Origin of the sequence: Rhizobium sp. WW22 (assembly GCF_047041135.1) — a bacterium.
GTDB lineage: Bacteria > Pseudomonadota > Alphaproteobacteria > Rhizobiales > Rhizobiaceae > Rhizobium.
This window is the reverse complement of the sequence record NZ_CP178198.1, coordinates 2,223,705-2,241,057: the sequence shown is the minus strand read 5'-3', so window position 1 is coordinate 2,241,057 and position 17,353 is coordinate 2,223,705. Positions and strand designations below refer to the sequence as shown.

Annotated in this window: 17 protein-coding genes and 1 pseudogene; all 18 read left to right on the top strand. The window is 59.8% G+C overall.

The window, feature by feature from the left end; all coding sequences use genetic code 11:
- The first annotated feature begins 13 nt into the window (after positions 1 to 13).
- Entirely contained in the window at positions 14 to 289 is a 276-nt protein-coding gene (locus ACK83U_RS11090; RefSeq protein WP_112604456.1) for a sarcosine oxidase subunit delta, read from the top strand.
- On the top strand, positions 286 to 3,243 hold the full coding sequence (locus ACK83U_RS11085; protein ID WP_112604458.1) for a sarcosine oxidase subunit alpha family protein: 2,958 nt from the start codon (positions 286 to 288) through the stop codon (positions 3,241 to 3,243). Before ACK83U_RS11090 ends, ACK83U_RS11085 begins: the two co-directional genes overlap by 4 nt.
- 7 nt (positions 3,244 to 3,250) lie before the next feature.
- Positions 3,251 to 3,805 carry a sarcosine oxidase subunit gamma family protein gene (locus tag ACK83U_RS11080; protein WP_112604460.1) on the top strand — a complete coding sequence of 185 codons (555 nt, stop codon included), beginning with the start codon at positions 3,251 to 3,253 and terminating at the stop codon, positions 3,803 to 3,805.
- A 218-nt stretch (positions 3,806 to 4,023) separates the two neighbouring features.
- Positions 4,024 to 6,450, top strand: coding sequence for a GcvT family protein (locus ACK83U_RS11075; RefSeq protein WP_112604462.1), 2,427 nt, complete (start codon positions 4,024 to 4,026; stop codon positions 6,448 to 6,450).
- Between the two features lie 304 nt (positions 6,451 to 6,754).
- Positions 6,755 to 7,657, top strand: a complete 903-nt coding sequence (locus ACK83U_RS11070; protein WP_112334922.1) for a branched-chain amino acid ABC transporter permease — start codon at positions 6,755 to 6,757, stop codon at positions 7,655 to 7,657.
- A gap of 4 nt (positions 7,658 to 7,661) precedes the next feature.
- A complete protein-coding gene (gene livM, locus ACK83U_RS11065) occupies positions 7,662 to 9,086 on the top strand; it encodes a high-affinity branched-chain amino acid ABC transporter permease LivM (protein ID WP_112604464.1) in 1,425 nt (474 codons plus the stop codon).
- Positions 9,086 to 9,958, top strand: a complete 873-nt coding sequence (locus ACK83U_RS11060) for an ABC transporter ATP-binding protein (RefSeq protein ID WP_112604466.1) — start codon at positions 9,086 to 9,088, stop codon at positions 9,956 to 9,958. Before livM ends, ACK83U_RS11060 begins: the two co-directional genes overlap by 1 nt.
- On the top strand, positions 9,958 to 10,686 hold the full coding sequence (locus ACK83U_RS11055; protein ID WP_112334919.1) for an ABC transporter ATP-binding protein: 729 nt from the start codon (positions 9,958 to 9,960) through the stop codon (positions 10,684 to 10,686). Before ACK83U_RS11060 ends, ACK83U_RS11055 begins: the two co-directional genes overlap by 1 nt.
- 24 nt (positions 10,687 to 10,710) lie before the next feature.
- Positions 10,711 to 11,064, top strand: a complete 354-nt coding sequence (locus tag ACK83U_RS11050; protein WP_112604468.1) for a DUF6867 family protein — start codon at positions 10,711 to 10,713, stop codon at positions 11,062 to 11,064.
- Positions 11,065 to 11,249: 185 nt separating this feature from the next.
- Positions 11,250 to 12,371 (top strand): branched-chain amino acid ABC transporter substrate-binding protein, encoded by a 1,122-nt coding sequence (locus ACK83U_RS11045; protein WP_112604470.1) that lies wholly within the window; start codon positions 11,250 to 11,252, stop codon positions 12,369 to 12,371.
- Positions 12,372 to 12,518: 147 nt separating this feature from the next.
- Positions 12,519 to 13,489: pseudogene (locus ACK83U_RS11040) on the top strand (2-hydroxyacid dehydrogenase).
- Positions 13,490 to 13,608: 119 nt separating this feature from the next.
- Positions 13,609 to 14,304: a class I SAM-dependent methyltransferase gene (locus ACK83U_RS11035; protein ID WP_112604474.1), complete on the top strand. Its 696-nt coding sequence runs from the start codon at positions 13,609 to 13,611 to the stop codon at positions 14,302 to 14,304.
- Positions 14,305 to 14,526: 222 nt separating this feature from the next.
- On the top strand, positions 14,527 to 15,348 hold the full coding sequence (locus ACK83U_RS11030; protein ID WP_112604477.1) for an urease accessory protein UreD: 822 nt from the start codon (positions 14,527 to 14,529) through the stop codon (positions 15,346 to 15,348).
- 31 nt (positions 15,349 to 15,379) lie between these two features.
- Positions 15,380 to 15,682 carry an urease subunit gamma gene (locus ACK83U_RS11025; RefSeq protein WP_112604479.1) on the top strand — a complete coding sequence of 101 codons (303 nt, stop codon included), beginning with the start codon at positions 15,380 to 15,382 and terminating at the stop codon, positions 15,680 to 15,682.
- 7 nt (positions 15,683 to 15,689) lie between these two features.
- Positions 15,690 to 15,944, top strand: coding sequence for a DUF1272 domain-containing protein (locus tag ACK83U_RS11020; protein WP_112334915.1), 255 nt, complete (start codon positions 15,690 to 15,692; stop codon positions 15,942 to 15,944).
- Between the two features lie 10 nt (positions 15,945 to 15,954).
- Entirely contained in the window at positions 15,955 to 16,260 is a 306-nt protein-coding gene (locus tag ACK83U_RS11015) for an urease subunit beta (RefSeq protein ID WP_112604482.1), read from the top strand.
- Positions 16,261 to 16,275: 15 nt separating this feature from the next.
- Positions 16,276 to 16,710 carry a lysozyme inhibitor LprI family protein gene (locus ACK83U_RS11010; RefSeq protein ID WP_112604485.1) on the top strand — a complete coding sequence of 145 codons (435 nt, stop codon included), beginning with the start codon at positions 16,276 to 16,278 and terminating at the stop codon, positions 16,708 to 16,710.
- 17 nt (positions 16,711 to 16,727) lie between these two features.
- On the top strand, positions 16,728 to 17,351 hold the full coding sequence (locus ACK83U_RS11005; RefSeq protein WP_112604488.1) for a Urease operon accessory protein: 624 nt from the start codon (positions 16,728 to 16,730) through the stop codon (positions 17,349 to 17,351).
- Positions 17,352 to 17,353: the final 2 nt, after the last annotated feature.

The following is a 17,353-nucleotide window of genomic DNA, read 5'->3' as shown; positions in this document are numbered from 1 at the left end:
GGGCACAATACCAATGGCAAGCTTGATCAACTGCCCGCATTGCGGCGTGCGACCCAAGGAAGAGTTCTCCATTCGCGGTGCCTCCGTCGCGCGTCCCGCGCCGACGGCGCCGGACGAGGACTGGAACCGTTATGTCTTCATCCGCGACAACGAGCGCGGCCGGATTGAGGAATATTGGCATCATAGCGCCGGATGTCGCCGCTGGCTCGTCGTCGAGCGCAGCAATGTCACCCATGAGGTCTTTTCCGTTACCGATGCCGAGGGTAAGGCGAAGGAGGCGGCACGATGACCTCCTATCGTCTGTCGACCGGCGGCCTCGTCAATCGCAGCCGGCCGCTTTCCTTCCAATTCGACGGCAAGGAGATGAAGGGTCTGGAGGGCGACACACTTGCTGCCGCCCTGCTTGCCAACGATCAGCTGCTGGTCGGGCGCAGTTTCAAATATCACCGGCCGCGCGGTATTCTCACGGCAGGCTCGGCCGAGCCGAACGCGCTCGTCACCATCGGCAAGGATGGGCGTACAGAGCCGAATACGCGCGCCACTGTCGCCGAGCTTTATCAGGGCATGAGTGCGGTGAGTCAGAACCGCTGGCCGTCGCTGAAGTATGATTTTGGCTCGGTCAACAGCCTGCTCTCGCCCTTCCTGGGGGCCGGCTTCTACTACAAGACTTTCATGTGGCCGGCTGCCTTCTGGGAGAAGGTCTATGAGCCGATGATCCGCCGCGCTGCCGGCCTCGGCAAGGCGGTCATGCAGGCGGATCCGGATCGTTATGAAAAGGCCTGGGCTCATTGCGATCTGCTTGTGATCGGCTCCGGTCCGGCGGGGATCATGGCGGCTCTGACCGCTGCCCGCGCAGGCCTGCGTGTCGTATTGGCCGATGAAGGTTTTCGACTTGGCGGCTCGCTATTGTCGGAAAAGCTGACGATTGGCGGTGCTTCTGCCGACGTTTTCGTGCAGGCGACCCTTGAGGAATTACAGGGTTTAGAGAACGTCACCTTGATGCCGCGTACCACCGTGTTCGGCTGGTATGACGACAATGTCTTCGGCGCCGTCGAGAAGGTGCAGAAACATGTGGCGATGCCATCGGTCGACTTGCCGGCCGAGCGTCTGTGGCGGATCGCCGCCAAGCGCGCCATCCTCGCCTCCGGCGCCGAAGAGCGGCCGCTGGTGTTCGGCGGTAACGATCGTCCCGGCGTGATGATGGCGGGCGCCATGCGCAGCTATCTCAACCGCTATGGCGTGGTTGCCGGACAGAAGATAGCGGTCTTTACCAATGGTGGCTCCGGCTATCGGACTGCGGCCGATCTCGCCGCGGCAGGCGTCGAGATTTCGGCAATCCTCGATACGCGCGCTGCATCGGCCGATGCGGCTCCTCAGGGCGTGCGCGTGGTTCATGCGGCAAGCGTCCACGCGACCAAAGGCAAATATCGCATCAGCGGTGTCATTGCAGACCGCGGCGGCCTGGATGAGTTGATCACCTGCGACGCGCTGGCCATATCGGGCGGCTGGTCGCCGATCATCCATCTTGCCTGCCAGCGAGGCGCCAAGCCGGTCTGGTCGGACGAGAAGCAGGCCTTCATGGCGCCGATCGTCTCCGGCGAGCTGGAGATTGCCGGCTCGGCTGCGGGCATCGAGAGCGTTTCCGGTTGTCTTGCCGACGGGGCGGGAAAAGCGCGAAAAATCGTTGAAGGTTTCGGCCGCAAGGCTCATGGGGCCGAACTGCCCGAAGTGGAGGGCGAATATGACCCGTCTTTTGCGGCGATCTGGCATGTGCCGGGCGCGAAGGACAAGGCATTCGTCGACTTCCAGAACGACGTTCATGCCAAGGATCTTGGCCTCGCTTTGCGCGAAGGCTTCGGCCATGTGGAACATGCCAAGCGCTACACGACGAGCGGCATGGCGACGGATCAGGGCAAGCTCGGCAATGTCAATGCCGCGGGCATTATCGCCGGCATGCGCGGCGTCAGCCCGGCGGCCGTCGGCACGACGACATTCAGACCGTTCTATACGCCGGTGTCCTTTGGTGCACTGGCGGGAACCGCGCGCGACAAGCATGCGCAGCCGGTTCGGGAATCGCCGCTGCATGGATGGGCGAAGAAGAACGGCGCAAGTTTTGTCGAAGCCGGCCTCTGGTATCGATCGTCCTGGTTTGCCCGGCAGGGCGAAAAGGGCTGGCGCGACAGCGTGGACCGTGAGGTTCTGACCGTGCGCAACAATGTCGGGATCTGCGACGTGTCGACGCTCGGCAAGATCGAGATTTTCGGCAAGGATGCGGCGGAGTTTCTCAATCGCCTCTATTCCAACGCCTTCCTGAAACTGCCGATCGGCAAGGCGCGCTACGGCTTGATGCTGCGCGAAGACGGCATGGTCTTCGACGACGGCACGACGAGCCGGCTGACGCCTGATCATTTCTTCATGACGACCACGACGGCGATGGCCGGCGAGGTGATGACGCATATGGAATTCGCAGCCCAGACGCTTTGGCCGCAGCTGGACGTTCGCTTCGTGTCCTCGTCCGATCAATGGGCGCAGATGGCGATTGCCGGCCCGAAGGCGCGGCTGGTGCTGGAGCAGATCGTGGAAGACGATATTTCCGACGCGTTCTTTCCGTTCCTTGCCGCTGCCGAGGTCATGCTGAAGGGCGGCCTCAGGGCACGTCTGTTCCGCATCTCCTTCTCTGGCGAGCTGGCCTACGAACTTGCCGTCCCGGCCGGTTATGGCGAGGCGGTCGCCGATGCCATCATGGAGGCAGGCAAGGCGCATGGCATCTGCCCTTATGGCGTCGAAGCTCTGAACGTGCTGCGTATCGAGAAGGGCCACGTCACCCATAACGAGCTCGATGGACGAACGACCCCTGACGATGTCGGGCTTGGCCGCATGATGTCGACGCAGAAGCCGGATTTCATCGGCAAGCGGCTGTCGACCCGCTTCGGTCTGACTGCCGCCGACCGCGGCCAGCTTGTCGGCTTGAAGCCGATCGATACGGCTAAGGAAATTCTCGCCGGCGCACATATTTTGAAGGAGGGCGCGAGACCTTCGACCGTGAACGATCAGGGGCATGTCTCCTCGGCGTGCTTCTCGCCGACGCTCGGTCATTCCATCGCACTCGCTTTCCTGAAGTCGGGTCGGGAACGCATCGGCGAGCGCGTGGTCGTCTGGGACGGATTGCGCGGTGAAGAAGTGGCGGCAGAGGTCTGCAGTCCGGTCTTTGTCGATCCCGACAACAAGAAGCTTTTGGGGTGATGGATTGATGAGCGTCGCGTTTCAGAACAGGCATGTGCTGGAAGATCATATTTCCGGCTTCGAAGCTGCCGCAAATCCGAATCACCTTGCCGTCGTGCGTCGTCCGGCGATCTTCTCCGTGCTCGCAAGGGCCGGGGACCAAGACGGCGTTCTAGCGAGCCTGACGGCGCTGAAGGATGTATCGGTTCGCGATCTCGGGCCGAGGGAATGGTTCGTTGTGTCCGACACGCTCGGCACCGACAGTGTTGCGCGGGATCTTTTCATCCTCGATCCCGCCCGGGCTTCATTCTTCGAGCAGAGCGACGGCCGCGTACTGCTGCGCATTTCCGGCCCCAGCGTCCGCCGCATCCTCGCCAAATGCGTGGCCGTTGACCTGCATCCGCAGGTTTTTGCCGAGGGGCAGTCTGCCAGCATGCTGTGCTGCCATGTCAGCGCCAACGTTGCCCGCACCGGGCCCGATCACTTCGAAATCATCGTGCCGCGCTCCTATGCCGGCAGTGTCTTCGAGGAGATCATGGAGATGGGACGGGAGTTCGCGCTCACGGCCGGTTTCGCAGACTAAAAATCCTTCTATAGCCCGATGTCGGATGGCCTGCCAGCCGGCTTGCACCGCCAATCGTGGATGGCGCGATCCGAACAATTGCGATGGCGCAAACAGACATATCGGTTTCGCAGTTCGGGCTATTTGGCCTATCGGATAGTCTCTAGGTTTCCTCTCAAACAAGGTCGGTCGCACGGGAAGACACCCGGCGGCTTTGTGCCGAAAACAGGGGATTCCCAATGAAAAGCCATGCCAAAGTCGTCGTCATCGGTGGCGGTGTCGTCGGATGTTCGGTGCTCTATCACCTGACGAAATTCGGCTGGACCGATGTGGTGCTGCTCGAACGCTCCGAGCTGACATCCGGCTCGACCTGGCATGCAGCCGGCGGCATGCACACGATCAATGGCGATCCGAATGTCGCTAAGCTGCAAAAATATACGGTCGAGCTCTATAAGGAGATCGAGGAATATTCCGGCCAGGATATCGGCCTGCACCTGACTTCCGGCCTGATGCTGGCGGCAACCCCGCAGCGCTTCGACTGGCTGAAATCCATTCTCGCCAAGGGGCGCTACAACGGCCTGGAAGCGACGCTGCTGACGCCGAAGGAAGCGCACGAGATGATGCCGCTCCTCGATCCCGATCAGTTCGTCGGCGCGCTTTACGATCCCGTCGAAGGCCATCTCGACCCCTATGGCACGACGCATGCCTATGCCCGCTCCGCCAAGAAGAATGGCGCGGAAATCTACCTTCACACCAAGGTGGAAGAGCTGGTGCAGCGCGAAGACGGCTCCTGGCGCGTCATCACCAACCAGGGCGAGATCATCGCCGAGCATGTCGTCAACGCCGCTGGCCTCTGGGCGCGCGAAGTCGGCCGTATGGTAGGGCTGGAGCTGCCGGTGCTCGCCATGGAGCACATGTATCTCATCACCGAAGATATGCCCGAGGTCATCGACTTCAATAAGTCGACAGGCAAGGAGCTGATGCACTGCGTGGATTTCGACGGCGAGATCTATCTGCGCCAGGAGCGGCAGGGCATGCTGATGGGCACCTATGAAAAGGCCTGCCGTCCATGGTCGCCGCTAACGACACCTTGGGATTTCGGTCACGAACTGCTGGCCGAGGATATCGAGCGCATCACGCCGGAACTGGAAGTCGGCTTCCGCCATTTCCCGGCATTCAACAATGCGGGCATCAAGAAGATCATCAACGGTCCGTTCACCTTCTCGCCCGACGGCAACCCGCTTGTCGGCCCTGTCCGTGGCTTGAGGAACTATTGGTCGGCCTGTGCCGTCATGGCCGGCTTCAGCCAGGGCGGCGGCGTGGGGCTCGCGCTTGCCAATTGGATGATCTACGGCGATCCGGGCTTCGACGTCTTCGCCATGGACGTTTCCCGCTATGGCGACTACGCGACGCTCGCCTATACCAATGCCAAAGTGCGCGAGAACTATACCCGCCGCTTCTCGATCCGCTATCCGAACGAGGAACTGCCGGCTGCACGCCCGCTGCTGACGACTCCGATCTACGACAAGCTGAAGCAAGTCGGGGGCGTCTTCGGCGCTTACTATGGCCTTGAGCAGGCGCTGTGGTTTGCTCCGCAGGGCGAAGTGGATCAATTCTCGTGGCGGCGTTCCAACGATTTCGACGTCGTCGCCGCGGAAGCCAAGGCGGTGCGCGATAGCGTCGGCCTGATGGAAACGTCAGGTTTTGCCAAATATTCGGTCAAGGGGCCGGGAGCGGAAGCTTTCCTCGATACGCTGCTGACCTGCCGCATTCCGGCCGTGGGCCGAATGACACTGGCGCCGATGTTGAAACATGACGGCAAGCTGATCGGCGATTTCACGCTTGCCAAGCTCGGTGAGGAAGATTTCCTTCTCATCGGCTCCGGCATTGCCGAAGCCTATCACATGCGCTGGTTCGAAAGCCTCCTGCCGAAGGACGGTTCAGTCGAACTGAATGCACTCGGTCTTTCGCTTCTCGGCCTTTCGATCGCCGGCCCGAATGCTCGTAAACTGCTGCAGAAGCTGACCCATCAGGATATTTCCACTGCCGCCTTCCCCTTCATGTCGATCGGCCGCATGGATATCGGCATGGCGCCTGCCATCGTCGGCCGCGTCTCCTATACGGGCGATCTCGGCTATGAGATCTGGATGAAGCCGGAGTACCAGCGCTACATTTTCGACCTACTGATGCAGGAGGGTGCCGAGTTCGACATCCGGCTCTTTGGGTTGAGAGCGCTCAATGCACTGCGTCTCGACAAATCCTACGGCAGTTGGGCGCGCGAATACCGGCCGCTATATGGTCCGTTCGAGGCCGGGCTCAGCCGGTTCGTCGCGCTGTCCAAGGAAGCCGATTTCATTGGCAAGGCTGCGGCTGCCAAGGAAAAGGCGGAAGGCGGAACCTTGCGGCTGTGCACGTTCATTCTGAGCGCAAGGGATGCCGACGTCATCGGCGACGAGCCCATTTATCATGAGGGCGCGGTTTGCGGCTGGGTGACCTCGGGCGGCTATGCGCACGCTTCCGGTCTTTCCGTTGCAGTCGGCTATGTGCCGAAGGAGATCGCCGACGAGGCACAGGGCTGGGCGATCGAATTGCTTGGCGAGCTTTTGCCGGCAAGGCTTCAGGTCGAGCCGCTGTTTGACGCAGATGGAGGCCGCATGCGCGCCTGAAGGGCGCCTTCACAAGGCAGCGGTAGATCACGCACGACCTGCCGCTGACGAGAGCTTTTCAATTTGGGAGCGGCAGGAGGCGGCTTTGGCTAATTTTGAGCCACGGACTGCCGCTTTCGTGTCATTTTTGGTCGAATTCGCATCAGCGCACCGCGATTTGAAAAGAATTTGTCAATTTCTCGCCTTTTTGGCTTCACATTTCTTTCGAAACCAGTATGGAATCGCGGCCATAGGCCTCCAGAAGGAACCTAAAAAAGTAATAAGAGATGCGATCGTATGACGCCGCATCCAGGGGAAATGACATATGGATTATTTTATCCAGCAGCTCTTAAACGGGCTGACTCTCGGGTCGATCTACGGCCTGATCGCCATTGGTTACACCATGGTCTACGGCATCATCGGCATGATCAATTTTGCCCACGGTGATGTTTTCATGCTTGGCGGCTTTGCCGCTCTTATCACCTATCTCGTTCTGATTTCGCTGTTTGCCGGCCTGCCGGTTGCCATCCTGCTTTTGGTGATGTTGATCGTCGCCATGCTGATGACGAGTCTTTGGAACTGGGTGATCGAGCGCGTTGCCTATCGGCCGTTGCGCGGGTCGTTCCGGCTCGCGCCGCTGATCACGGCAATCGGTATGTCGATCGTTCTGTCGAACTTCATCCAGGTCGCACAGGGCCCGCGCAACAAGCCGATCCCGACGCTCGTGGGCGATGTCTACAATTTCGGCGGGATCTCGCTGTCCCTGAAGCAGATCATCATCTTCATCATCACCGTCGTGCTGCTCGCCGCATTCTGGTACATCGTCAACAAGACGGCGCTCGGGCGTGCTCAGCGCGCGACCGAGCAGGACCGCAAGATGGCGGCGCTGCTCGGCATCAATGTCGACCGGACCATTTCCATCACCTTCATCATGGGTGCGGCGCTCGCTGCCGTCGCCGGTACGATGTATCTGATGTATTATGGCGTTGCGAACTTCACGGATGGTTTCGTGCCGGGTGTCAAAGCCTTCACGGCGGCGGTTCTGGGTGGCATCGGCTCGCTGCCGGGCGCTGTTCTCGGCGGTCTGATGATCGGTTTCATCGAGTCGTTCTGGTCGGGCAATTTTCCCATCGCGTATAAGGATGTCGCGACATACGGTATCCTGGCCTACGTGCTGATCTTCAAGCCGACGGGTATTCTCGGCCGGCCGGAAGTCGAAAAGGTATAACGCCATGGCAAATTCAAACTTCGTTGCAGGCAAGACCGCACCCGGCCTTGTCCAGAAGGGGATTACGGACGCCCTCTGGACCGCGGTCATATCCTTCGGCATGTTCGTCCTCTATATCGGTCTCAAGACCGATCAGAATATTGACAATAAGCTGGTCATCGTGCAGCGCTGGGGTCTTCTTGCGACCATCGTTGCGATCGCTACCGTCGGCCGTTTCATCATGACGGTCTTCGTCCAGCCTTATCTGGCGGCGCGAAAGGCCGCCAAGGCCAAGATCGTGAGGGTTGAGGGCGAACAAAGTTTCGCCGCCAGGCATTTCAACACGATCGGGCTCCTGCTGCTGCTCATCTATCCTCTGGCGGCCGTTGCGATACTCGGTCCACAGGGATCGCTGACCTATGTCGACAATTTCGGCATCCAGATCCTCATCTACGTGATGCTTGCCTGGGGCCTGAATATCGTCGTTGGCCTCGCGGGCTTGCTTGACCTGGGATATGTCGCCTTCTATGCGGTCGGTGCTTACTCCTATGCACTGTTGTCGACGCATTTCGGCCTGTCCTTCTGGCTGCTGCTGCCGCTTTCGGGCATCCTTGCCGCACTTTGGGGGATGATCCTGGGCTTTCCGGTGCTGCGCCTCAGGGGTGACTACCTGGCGATCGTGACGCTCGCTTTCGGGGAAATCATCCGCATCGTACTGACCAACTGGACCGATGTGACGCAGGGAAGCTTCGGCATCTCCAATATCACCAAGGCATCGCTCTTTGGTCTTTATACCTTCGATACCAAGGATCCGCACAACTTCGTCCGTAGTTTCGGTCTGCCGATCTCGTCGGCGTGGTACAAGATCTTCCTGTTCTACGTGATCCTGCTGCTCTGCATGCTGACAGCTTATGTCACCATCCGGCTGCGCCGCATGCCGATCGGGCGTGCATGGGAAGCGTTGCGCGAGGATGAAATCGCCTGCCGCTCGCTCGGAATCAATACGGTGACGACGAAGTTGACGGCTTTTGCCACCGGCGCCATGTTCGGCGGCTTTGCCGGCTCTTTCTTCGCGGCGCGTCAGGGCTTCGTCTCGCCGGAATCCTTCGTCTTCCTGGAATCCGCGATCATTCTGGCGATTGTGGTCCTTGGCGGCATGGGGTCCCTGAAGGGCATCGCTATTGCGGCGATCGCCATGATCGGCGGCACCGAAGCGCTGCGTAATATGGGCTTCCTGAAGACCGGCCTGGTTTGGGGCGATACGACAATTATTCCCGGCTTCGGCCCGGATTTCACCCCGGAACTCTACCGCATGCTCATCTTCGGCCTCGCCATGGTGGTTGTCATGATCTTCAAGCCGCGCGGCTTTGTCGGTACGCGTGAGCCGACCGCCTTCCTCAAGGAGCGAAAAGCGGTCTCCGGCAGCTTTACCAAGGAGGGCCACGGCTGATGAGCGCTGTGACCGCAAACTCCAATGACGTTCTGCTGAAGGTCGATCATCTGTCGATGAAGTTCGGCGGCCTGATGGCGATCAACGACTTCTCCTTCGAGGCAAAGCGCGGCGACATCACCGCCTTGATCGGCCCGAACGGCGCCGGCAAGACAACGGTGTTCAATTGCATCACCGGCTTCTACAAGCCGACGATGGGTATGATCAGCCTGCATCAGAAGACCGGTAAGGAATATCTCCTGGAACGGCTTCCGGATTTCCGGATCACGCGTGAAGCCAAGGTGGCGCGCACCTTCCAGAATATCCGCCTGTTTTCGGGCCTCACCGTGCTGGAAAACCTGCTGGTGGCGCAGCACAACAAGCTGATGCGCGCCTCCGGCTATACGATCCTCGGTCTGCTCGGCATCGGTCCGTACCGTTCCGAGGCGAAGAATGCGATCGAACTTGCGCGTTTCTGGCTCGAGAAGGCCGATCTCATCGATCGCGCTGACGATCCGGCCGGCGATCTTCCCTACGGCGCGCAACGTCGCCTGGAAATCGCTCGCGCAATGTGCACGGGGCCGGAGCTGCTTTGCCTGGACGAGCCGGCTGCCGGTCTCAACCCTCGCGAATCCCTGGTTCTCAACGAATTCCTGCGCAGTATCCGCAAGGATACCGGCACGTCTATCCTGCTGATCGAGCACGATATGTCGGTGGTCATGGAAATTTCCGACCATGTCATCGTCCTCGAATATGGGCAGAAGATTGCCGACGGTACGCCGGATGAAGTCAAGAACGATCCTCGCGTGATCGCTGCCTATCTGGGCGTTGAGGATGAGGAAGTGGAAGAGGTGATTGCCGAAGTCGAACACCTCCAGGAAGGTGAACATTGATGACGGGGCAGCCACTTCTCAAAGTTGCGGGCGTGGAAACCTATTACGGCAATATCCGCGCCCTTGCCGGTGTCGACATCGAAGTCAACAGTGGTGAGATCGTCAGCCTGATCGGCGCCAACGGCGCCGGCAAGTCGACGCTGATGATGACGATCTGCGGCAGCCCTCAAGCTCGTACCGGATCGGTCACTTTCGACGGCCAGGATATTACGCGCATGCCGACGCACGAGATTGCGCGGCTTCGCATCGCGCAATCGCCGGAAGGGCGGCGCATCTTTCCGCGCATGACCGTCTACGAAAACCTGCAGATGGGCGCGAGCCTCGACAAGCTCAAATACTTCAACGAGGACGTCGAGAAGATCTTCACGCTTTTCCCGCGCCTGAAGGAGCGTCAGTCGCAGCGCGGCGGCACGCTTTCCGGCGGCGAGCAGCAGATGCTGTCGATCGGCCGTGCACTGATGGCGCGCCCAAAGCTGCTGCTCCTGGACGAGCCGTCGCTTGGCTTGGCACCGCTGATCGTGAAGGGCATCTTCGAAGCGATCAAGGTTCTGAACAAGAGCCAGGGGCTCACCGTCTTCCTCGTCGAGCAAAATGCCTTTGCGGCGCTGAAGCTTTCCGACCGCGCTTATGTGATGGTCAACGGCCGGGTGACGATGAGCGGTTCGGGCAAGGAACTGCTCGCCAATCCGGAAGTGCGCGCCGCCTATCTCGAAGGCGGACATCATTGAGTTTCGTTTCGCGGAGAATTTAAGATGCAGGGACTTCTCTTCGACAGCGATACCGGCGGCCGCATGGTCATCCGTGCCGTTATCGTCATCCTGGGTTTTTGGACTGCGTGGCGCGCAGGACGCGCCGTCGCTTCCGGCTGGGAAACCTATCCGATTGTCGTCGTCTACAGCTTTCTGATCGGCCTTGCGCTGCAGTTTCTGCACCATGCGCTGTTCAACGGCCCGGTATTCGACGTCACCATCTACATCATCGACGTCGTGCTTCTGCTCGTATTTGCGACCGCGGGATACCGGTATCGCCGTACCGATCAGATGGTGAATAACTACTACTGGCTTTATGAAAAGACCTCGGCCTTTTCTTGGAAGAAGAAGAATTGACACTGGGCCTAAACTAGGCACAGTCTGCGTACAACCAAGAGCGTCATCCAGCCCCATAAAAACAGACGGGAACGGGCAGGGTCATGCTTCCAGAGTTCGAAATGCAAGCGTTACCGGCGTGGTGATTGGTGGGTATCGCGCAGGGCAGATTAAACGGAACCCGCTTAAAAATTGGGAGTAATAATATGAAGAAGTATCTTCTGTCGGCGGTGGCTTTGTCGGCGATGATCGCTTTCGGCGGCGCTGCGAAGGCCGATATCATTGTTGGCGTTGGCGGTCCGTTGACGGGCCCGAATGCTGCGTTTGGCGCGCAGCTTCAGAAGGGTGCGGAACAGGCGGCAGCCGACATCAATGCTTCAGGCGGCATCAACGGGGAAAAGATCAAGATCGAACTCGGCGACGACGTCTCCGACGCCAAGCAGGGCGTTTCGGTCGCCAACAAGTTTGTTGCTGACGGTGTGAAGTTCGTCGTCGGTCACTTCAACTCGGGCGTTTCCATTCCGGCTTCGGAAGTCTACGCTGAAAACGGCATCCTGCAGATCACTCCCGCTTCGACGAACCCGAAGTTCACCGAACGCGGCCTGTGGAACACGTTCCGTACTTGCGGCCGTGACGACCAGCAGGGCGAAGTTGCCGGCAAGTACATCGCCGACAATTTCAAGGGCGCCAAGGTTGCCGTCGTTCACGACAAGACCCCTTATGGTCAGGGTCTGGCCGATGAAACCAAGAAGAACCTCAACGCCGCTGGCGTGACGGAAGTTGTTTATGAAGGCATCACCCCCGGCGATAAGGACTACTCGGCCCTGATCGCCAAGATGAAGCAGGCTGGCGTCGATTTCGTCTACTACGGCGGTCTGCACACGGAAGCTGGCCTCATCATGCGCCAGATGGCCGACCAGGGTGTGAAGGCTCACTTCATGTCGGGTGACGGTATCGTCTCGAACGAGCTCGCATCGATCGCCGGCGACGCCGTCGACGGCACGTTGATGACCTTCGCGCCGGATCCGCGCAAGAACCCGGCTTCCGCCGATCTCGTCGCCAAGTTCCGCGCTGCCGGCTACGAGCCGGAAGGCTACACGCTCTATTCCTACTCGGCTCTGCAGGTTATCGCTGCCGCCGCCAAGGCTGCCGGTTCCAACGATCCGATGGCTGTTGCCGATGCGCTGAAGGCAAAGGGTCCGTTCAAGACCGCTATCGGCGATCTGGGCTTCAACGCCAAGGGCGACATCACCCGTCCGGACTACGTCATGTACAAGTGGTCCAAGGGTTCCGACGGCAAGTACAACTACGACGAAATCTCGAAGTAAGCTTTGTGATGCCGGTTTTCCGGCATGGGCAAGATCTGAGAAGCCCGGCCACTGGCCGGGCTTTTTCATAATCGTGATATCGGTTCGCCATTTTCTTCAAGCCGAGGCTGCTTTAAATCTGCCTGATATCGGCAGGAGGATGACCGCATGAGCAAACCCCGTATTCTTGTGACCCGACGCTGGCCGGCCGCGGTCGAATCCGTGCTTTCCGAGCGTTTCGACGCAACGTTGAACAAGGATGACATCGCGCTCGACGCGGGGCAGCTGCGCGAGGCGCTGCTCGCCTATGATGCAGTCCTGCCGACCGTTTCCGACAAGCTTCCTGCAGCACTTTTCGAAGGTCAGGCGATCAGGACGAAGATCCTCGGCAATTTCGGCGTCGGCTTCAATCATATCGATATTGCCGCGGCAAAACAGAAGGGCGTGGTCGTCACCAACACGCCCGGTGTGCTGACTGATTGCACGGCCGATATCGCCATGCTGCTCCTTCTTTCCGTTGCGCGCCGTGGCGGCGAAGGCGAGCGTGAAGTCAGGGCCGGCGCCTGGAGCGGATGGCGGCCAACACATCTGGTCGGCACCAAAGTGACCGGCAAGACCGTCGGCATTATCGGCTTCGGCCGCATTGGCCGTGCCTTCGCGCAGCGCTGCCATTTTGGCTTCGGTATGGATGTCGTCTTCTACAATCGCTCCGCCATCGATCCCATGGAGGCGGCTCGCTATGGCGCCGTCCAGTTGCAGACCGTAGAAGATGTTCTGGAAGTCTCCGATTTCGTCTCCCTGCATTGTCCAGGCGGTGCCGAGAACCGGCACCTGATGAATGCGGCCCGTTTCGCGGCCATGAAACCGGAGGCCTTCCTGATCAATACCGCAAGAGGCGATGTCGTCGACGAGGCAGCGCTGATTTCGGCACTGGAGCGGAGGACGATCCGCGGCGCCGGCCTCGACGTTTATGAAGCTGAACCGCATGTTCCCGAGCGGTTGAGGGCGATGAACAACGTCGTGCTTCTGCCGCATCTCGGCAGCGCCACTGAAGAGACGCGCACCGCCATGGGGATGAAGGTGGTGGACAATGTCCCGCCTTCTTTGCCGGGCGCGAGCCACCGGATCGTGTGATCTAGGCAGAAATACAGAAACCCAGACTGCGATACGTCGTTGCAGGACAGGCGGCGCGTCCATGAGGTGGCGGCGTCAACCACTTGAAGCCGTCATGTGTGCCGTTTTCCGGCAAGGAGGAACAGTGTCTGATAATGACTATGATGCGTTCGCAGCCGCCTATCAGGCCGACAACGAGAACAATGCCTGGAATGCTTATTATGAGCGACCTGCAATTCTCTCGCTCGCCGGTGATGTTGCAGGCCTTTGCGTTCTTGATGCCGGTTGCGGAGGCGGGGCCCATGCCGCCGCCCTCGTCGATCGGGGAGCGGTCCTGACTGGCGTCGATGCGAGCGCGGGCTTGCTCGAAATCGCGCGACGCCGCCTGGAAGGGCGGGCGCGTTTGTTGCTAGCCGATTTGAACGAGCGGTTGCCTTTCGAAGACGGCGCCTTAGATTTAGTAATTGCCTCCTTGGTCATGCATTATCTGCACGATTGGTCGCGCCCTCTCTCGGAATTCAGGCGTGTCTTGTCAGATGGGGGCCGCCTGATTTTTTCGACACATCATCCTTTCATGGATCATGATCCGGCGAGCGGGGAAAGCTATTTCGAGACCTATAACTTCAGCGAGACGTGGCACCGCGGCGGCAAGGACATCACCATGCGATTTTGGCACCGGCCGCTTCATGCCATGTTCGATGCGCTGAAATCAGCCGGATTTCAGATCGATGTCGTGAGCGAGCCGCAGCCGGATCCCAGGGTCAGCACCCTTTTCCCGGAGGCATACCAGAACCTGACAACCAAGCCGCGCTTCCTCTTCTTCTCGGCAGTGAAGGGGTAGATGGTTTCGCAGGCGGAGCTTTCTGTAGATCTGCTTCCGATACCCGTTCGGTTCACTTAAATTTACTGCCTTTCTTTTCGGCGTTTGACGAAAAATGCAGCTGATGCGGCTGATATAAGACCAATATTGCACGGCGTCGAATAAGGCACAGGAATTGCTTGCGTTTATTGCTCGCCGGGCTTCAATGGCCGGACTTGGCATATGCGATGCGTGGAGAGGCTGATGGCAATGACGGTGGCAGGGACGAGACCGCAGAGGGCGCGGGGTCGCGGCCATCTTGCGGCGAAGTCGCTTGGCGGTCGCACGCGCCTTTCCGAGCTCTTTCAGGAGGGCGCGGCCAAGATCAGGCTGCCGGAAACTTTCGATCATTCCATGGAGGCCGTCATTATCAATACGGCCGGCGGCCTGACCGGCGGCGACCGTATGGATTGGAGCATTTCCGCGGCGCCGGGCACACGCATCGATGTGACCACGCAGGCCTGCGAGAAGATCTACAAGGCTTCGGCCGGTACGGCAGAGGTCGAGACGTCCATTAAGGTTGGCCACGGCGCCCGGGTCGATTGGCTGCCGCAGGAGACCATCCTCTTCGACCGCGCCTCGCTTTCGCGGACGTTGAATGTCGAGCTTGACGATGCGGCCGAGTTCCTTGCCGTCGAGGCGATCCTGCTTGGCCGCAAAGCCATGGGCGAGGCGATGGAGCAGGGACTGTTTCGCGATCGCTGGCGCATCCGCCGCGGCGGATGGCTGGTTCATGCCGAGGAGCTGCGTCTGGACGGCGATGTGGCTGCATTGACGGCGAAGATGGCTGTGCTGGACGGTCAGGTCGCTTTTGCGACCTTGCTTTATGTCGGGCCGCTGGCCGAGACTTATCTCGGCCGGATCAGGCCGCTCCTCGAAACCCATATGGGGGGTGCCAGCCACTGGGGTGAGAGGCTTGTCGTGCGGCTTGTTGCCGCCGATGGCTTCGCGCTCAGAAAAATCCTCATCCCGATCATTTCCGCCTTGCGCGACGGAGCGCCTGTGCCGAAAGTCTGGAATCTGTAAATTGAGCAAACAGCAATCACATAGGTAGGCGATGAACCTCACTCCGAGAGAAAAAGACAAGCTGCTGATTTCGATGGCGGCGATGGTGGCGAGGCGGCGGCTTGAGCGCGGCGTGAAGCTCAATCATCCCGAAGCCATCGCGCTGATTACCGATTTCGTGGTCGAAGGCGCACGCGATGGCCGCCCGGTCGCTGAATTGATGGAGACCGGCGCCCATGTCATCACGCGCGATCAGGTGATGGACGGTGTTGCCGAGATGATCCATGACGTTCAGGTCGAGGCGACTTTTCCCGACGGCACCAAGCTCGTCACGGTCCACGAACCCATCCGGTGAGGTTGCCATGCTGGAGCTGAGGCCAAATTGCGAATGCTGCGACAGGGATCTGCCGCCGGAAAGCCAAGAGGCTATGATCTGCACCTTCGAGTGCACCTTCTGTGTTGAGTGCGTCGATACCGTATTAGGCGGCATCTGCCCGAACTGCGGCGGTGACTTCGCGCAGCGTCCAATCCGCCCGGCGGCCTTGCTCGCCAAATATCCCGCTTCGACAAAACGTGTTCTGAAAGCTGAGGGATGTGCGCCCGTCCAGGCCGCATGAGGAGAGAACCATGATTCCAGGTGAAATTATTGCCGCAAGCGGCGACATCGAACTCAACATCGGAGCACCGACCACAACGCTTGAGGTTTCCAATACGGGCGATCGGCCGGTTCAGGTCGGCAGCCACTATCATTTCGCCGAGACCAATGCCGGGCTGTCTTTCGACCGCGACAAGGCAAGGGGCATGCGGCTCGATATTCCCGCCGGTACCGCCGTGCGCTTCGAGCCGGGGCAGACACGTTCGGTCACCTTGATCCCGCTGTCGGGCAAACGCGAAGTCTATGGCTTCCGTCAGCAGGTCATGGGCAAGCTCTAGCTTCCGGGGGTGTCGATGAAATTGCTTGCGCCCGCTGCCGTCGCTCTTGCTGCAGCCCTGATCTGCGGCCCTACCTTTGCGCAGAACAATCCGGATGAGCCGAAGATCGATTGCGCCAAAGCCGAGGCGCAGACGGACCTCAACATTTGCGCCGCTCTCGAGTTCGACGCGGCCGACAAGGCGTTGAACGCGCAATATAAGAAAACGCGCGCTGCGATGGTCGCCATCGATGCGGATCTCGATAACGACATGAAGGGCGCTGAAAAGGCGCTGGTTAAAGCCCAGCGCGCCTGGGTGGATTATCGCGACGGCGAGTGTGCGGCACAAGGGTTTGAGGCCCGCGGCGGCTCGATGGAGCCCATGCTCGTCTCCGGCTGCAAGGCGGAGCTGACCAAGACGCGGACCAAGGAATTGAAGGATCTCGCTGATGGGCCGGAGGGTGGTCAGTGAATTCCAGACGCCACGTGATGATCGTCGGCAATGGTGAGGTTGCGGCCGGTGCAGCCGCTGTCATCGATGCCGCCGATCTCGTGATCCGTTTCAACGATTGCCGATCGATGGGAGCCGGTGGCAGGCGAACCGATGTCGTCGCTGTCTGCAACACAGGCCGGCCGGCCCGCGCCATGCTCGGCTCGGCGGAGTGGCGCAAGAGCCCTGCTGTCGCTGCCGCATCGGAAATCTGGAGCGTGCGTGATCCAGACAAATTCTCTGAGCTGCGCGCATCTTTGGCGATCTCGCATCCCGAGCTCGACGATTTCTGCGATGATTATACCGATCAGTTCACCGCGTTCTGCCAGGCCACAGGTAAGCGGCATGTGGTGATCGACCGAGCCATTCACGAAGGCGTCGATACGGCGTTGGCGGATTACGATCCCGCCTCCTACGTCGTGCCGAGCAGCGGCATGATCGTGATCGCCGATGTGATGTCACGCCATCCTGACGACGATATTGCCATTACCGGTTTCAGCCACACAGGCTGGGAGGAACATCCGTTTGCCGCCGAGAAACAGCTGGTGGATGCCTATGTTTCCCTCGGTCGCCTCAGGCGCCTTGCCGCCACGAACCTTATCTCTGCCTCCGAAGGAGACTGAAT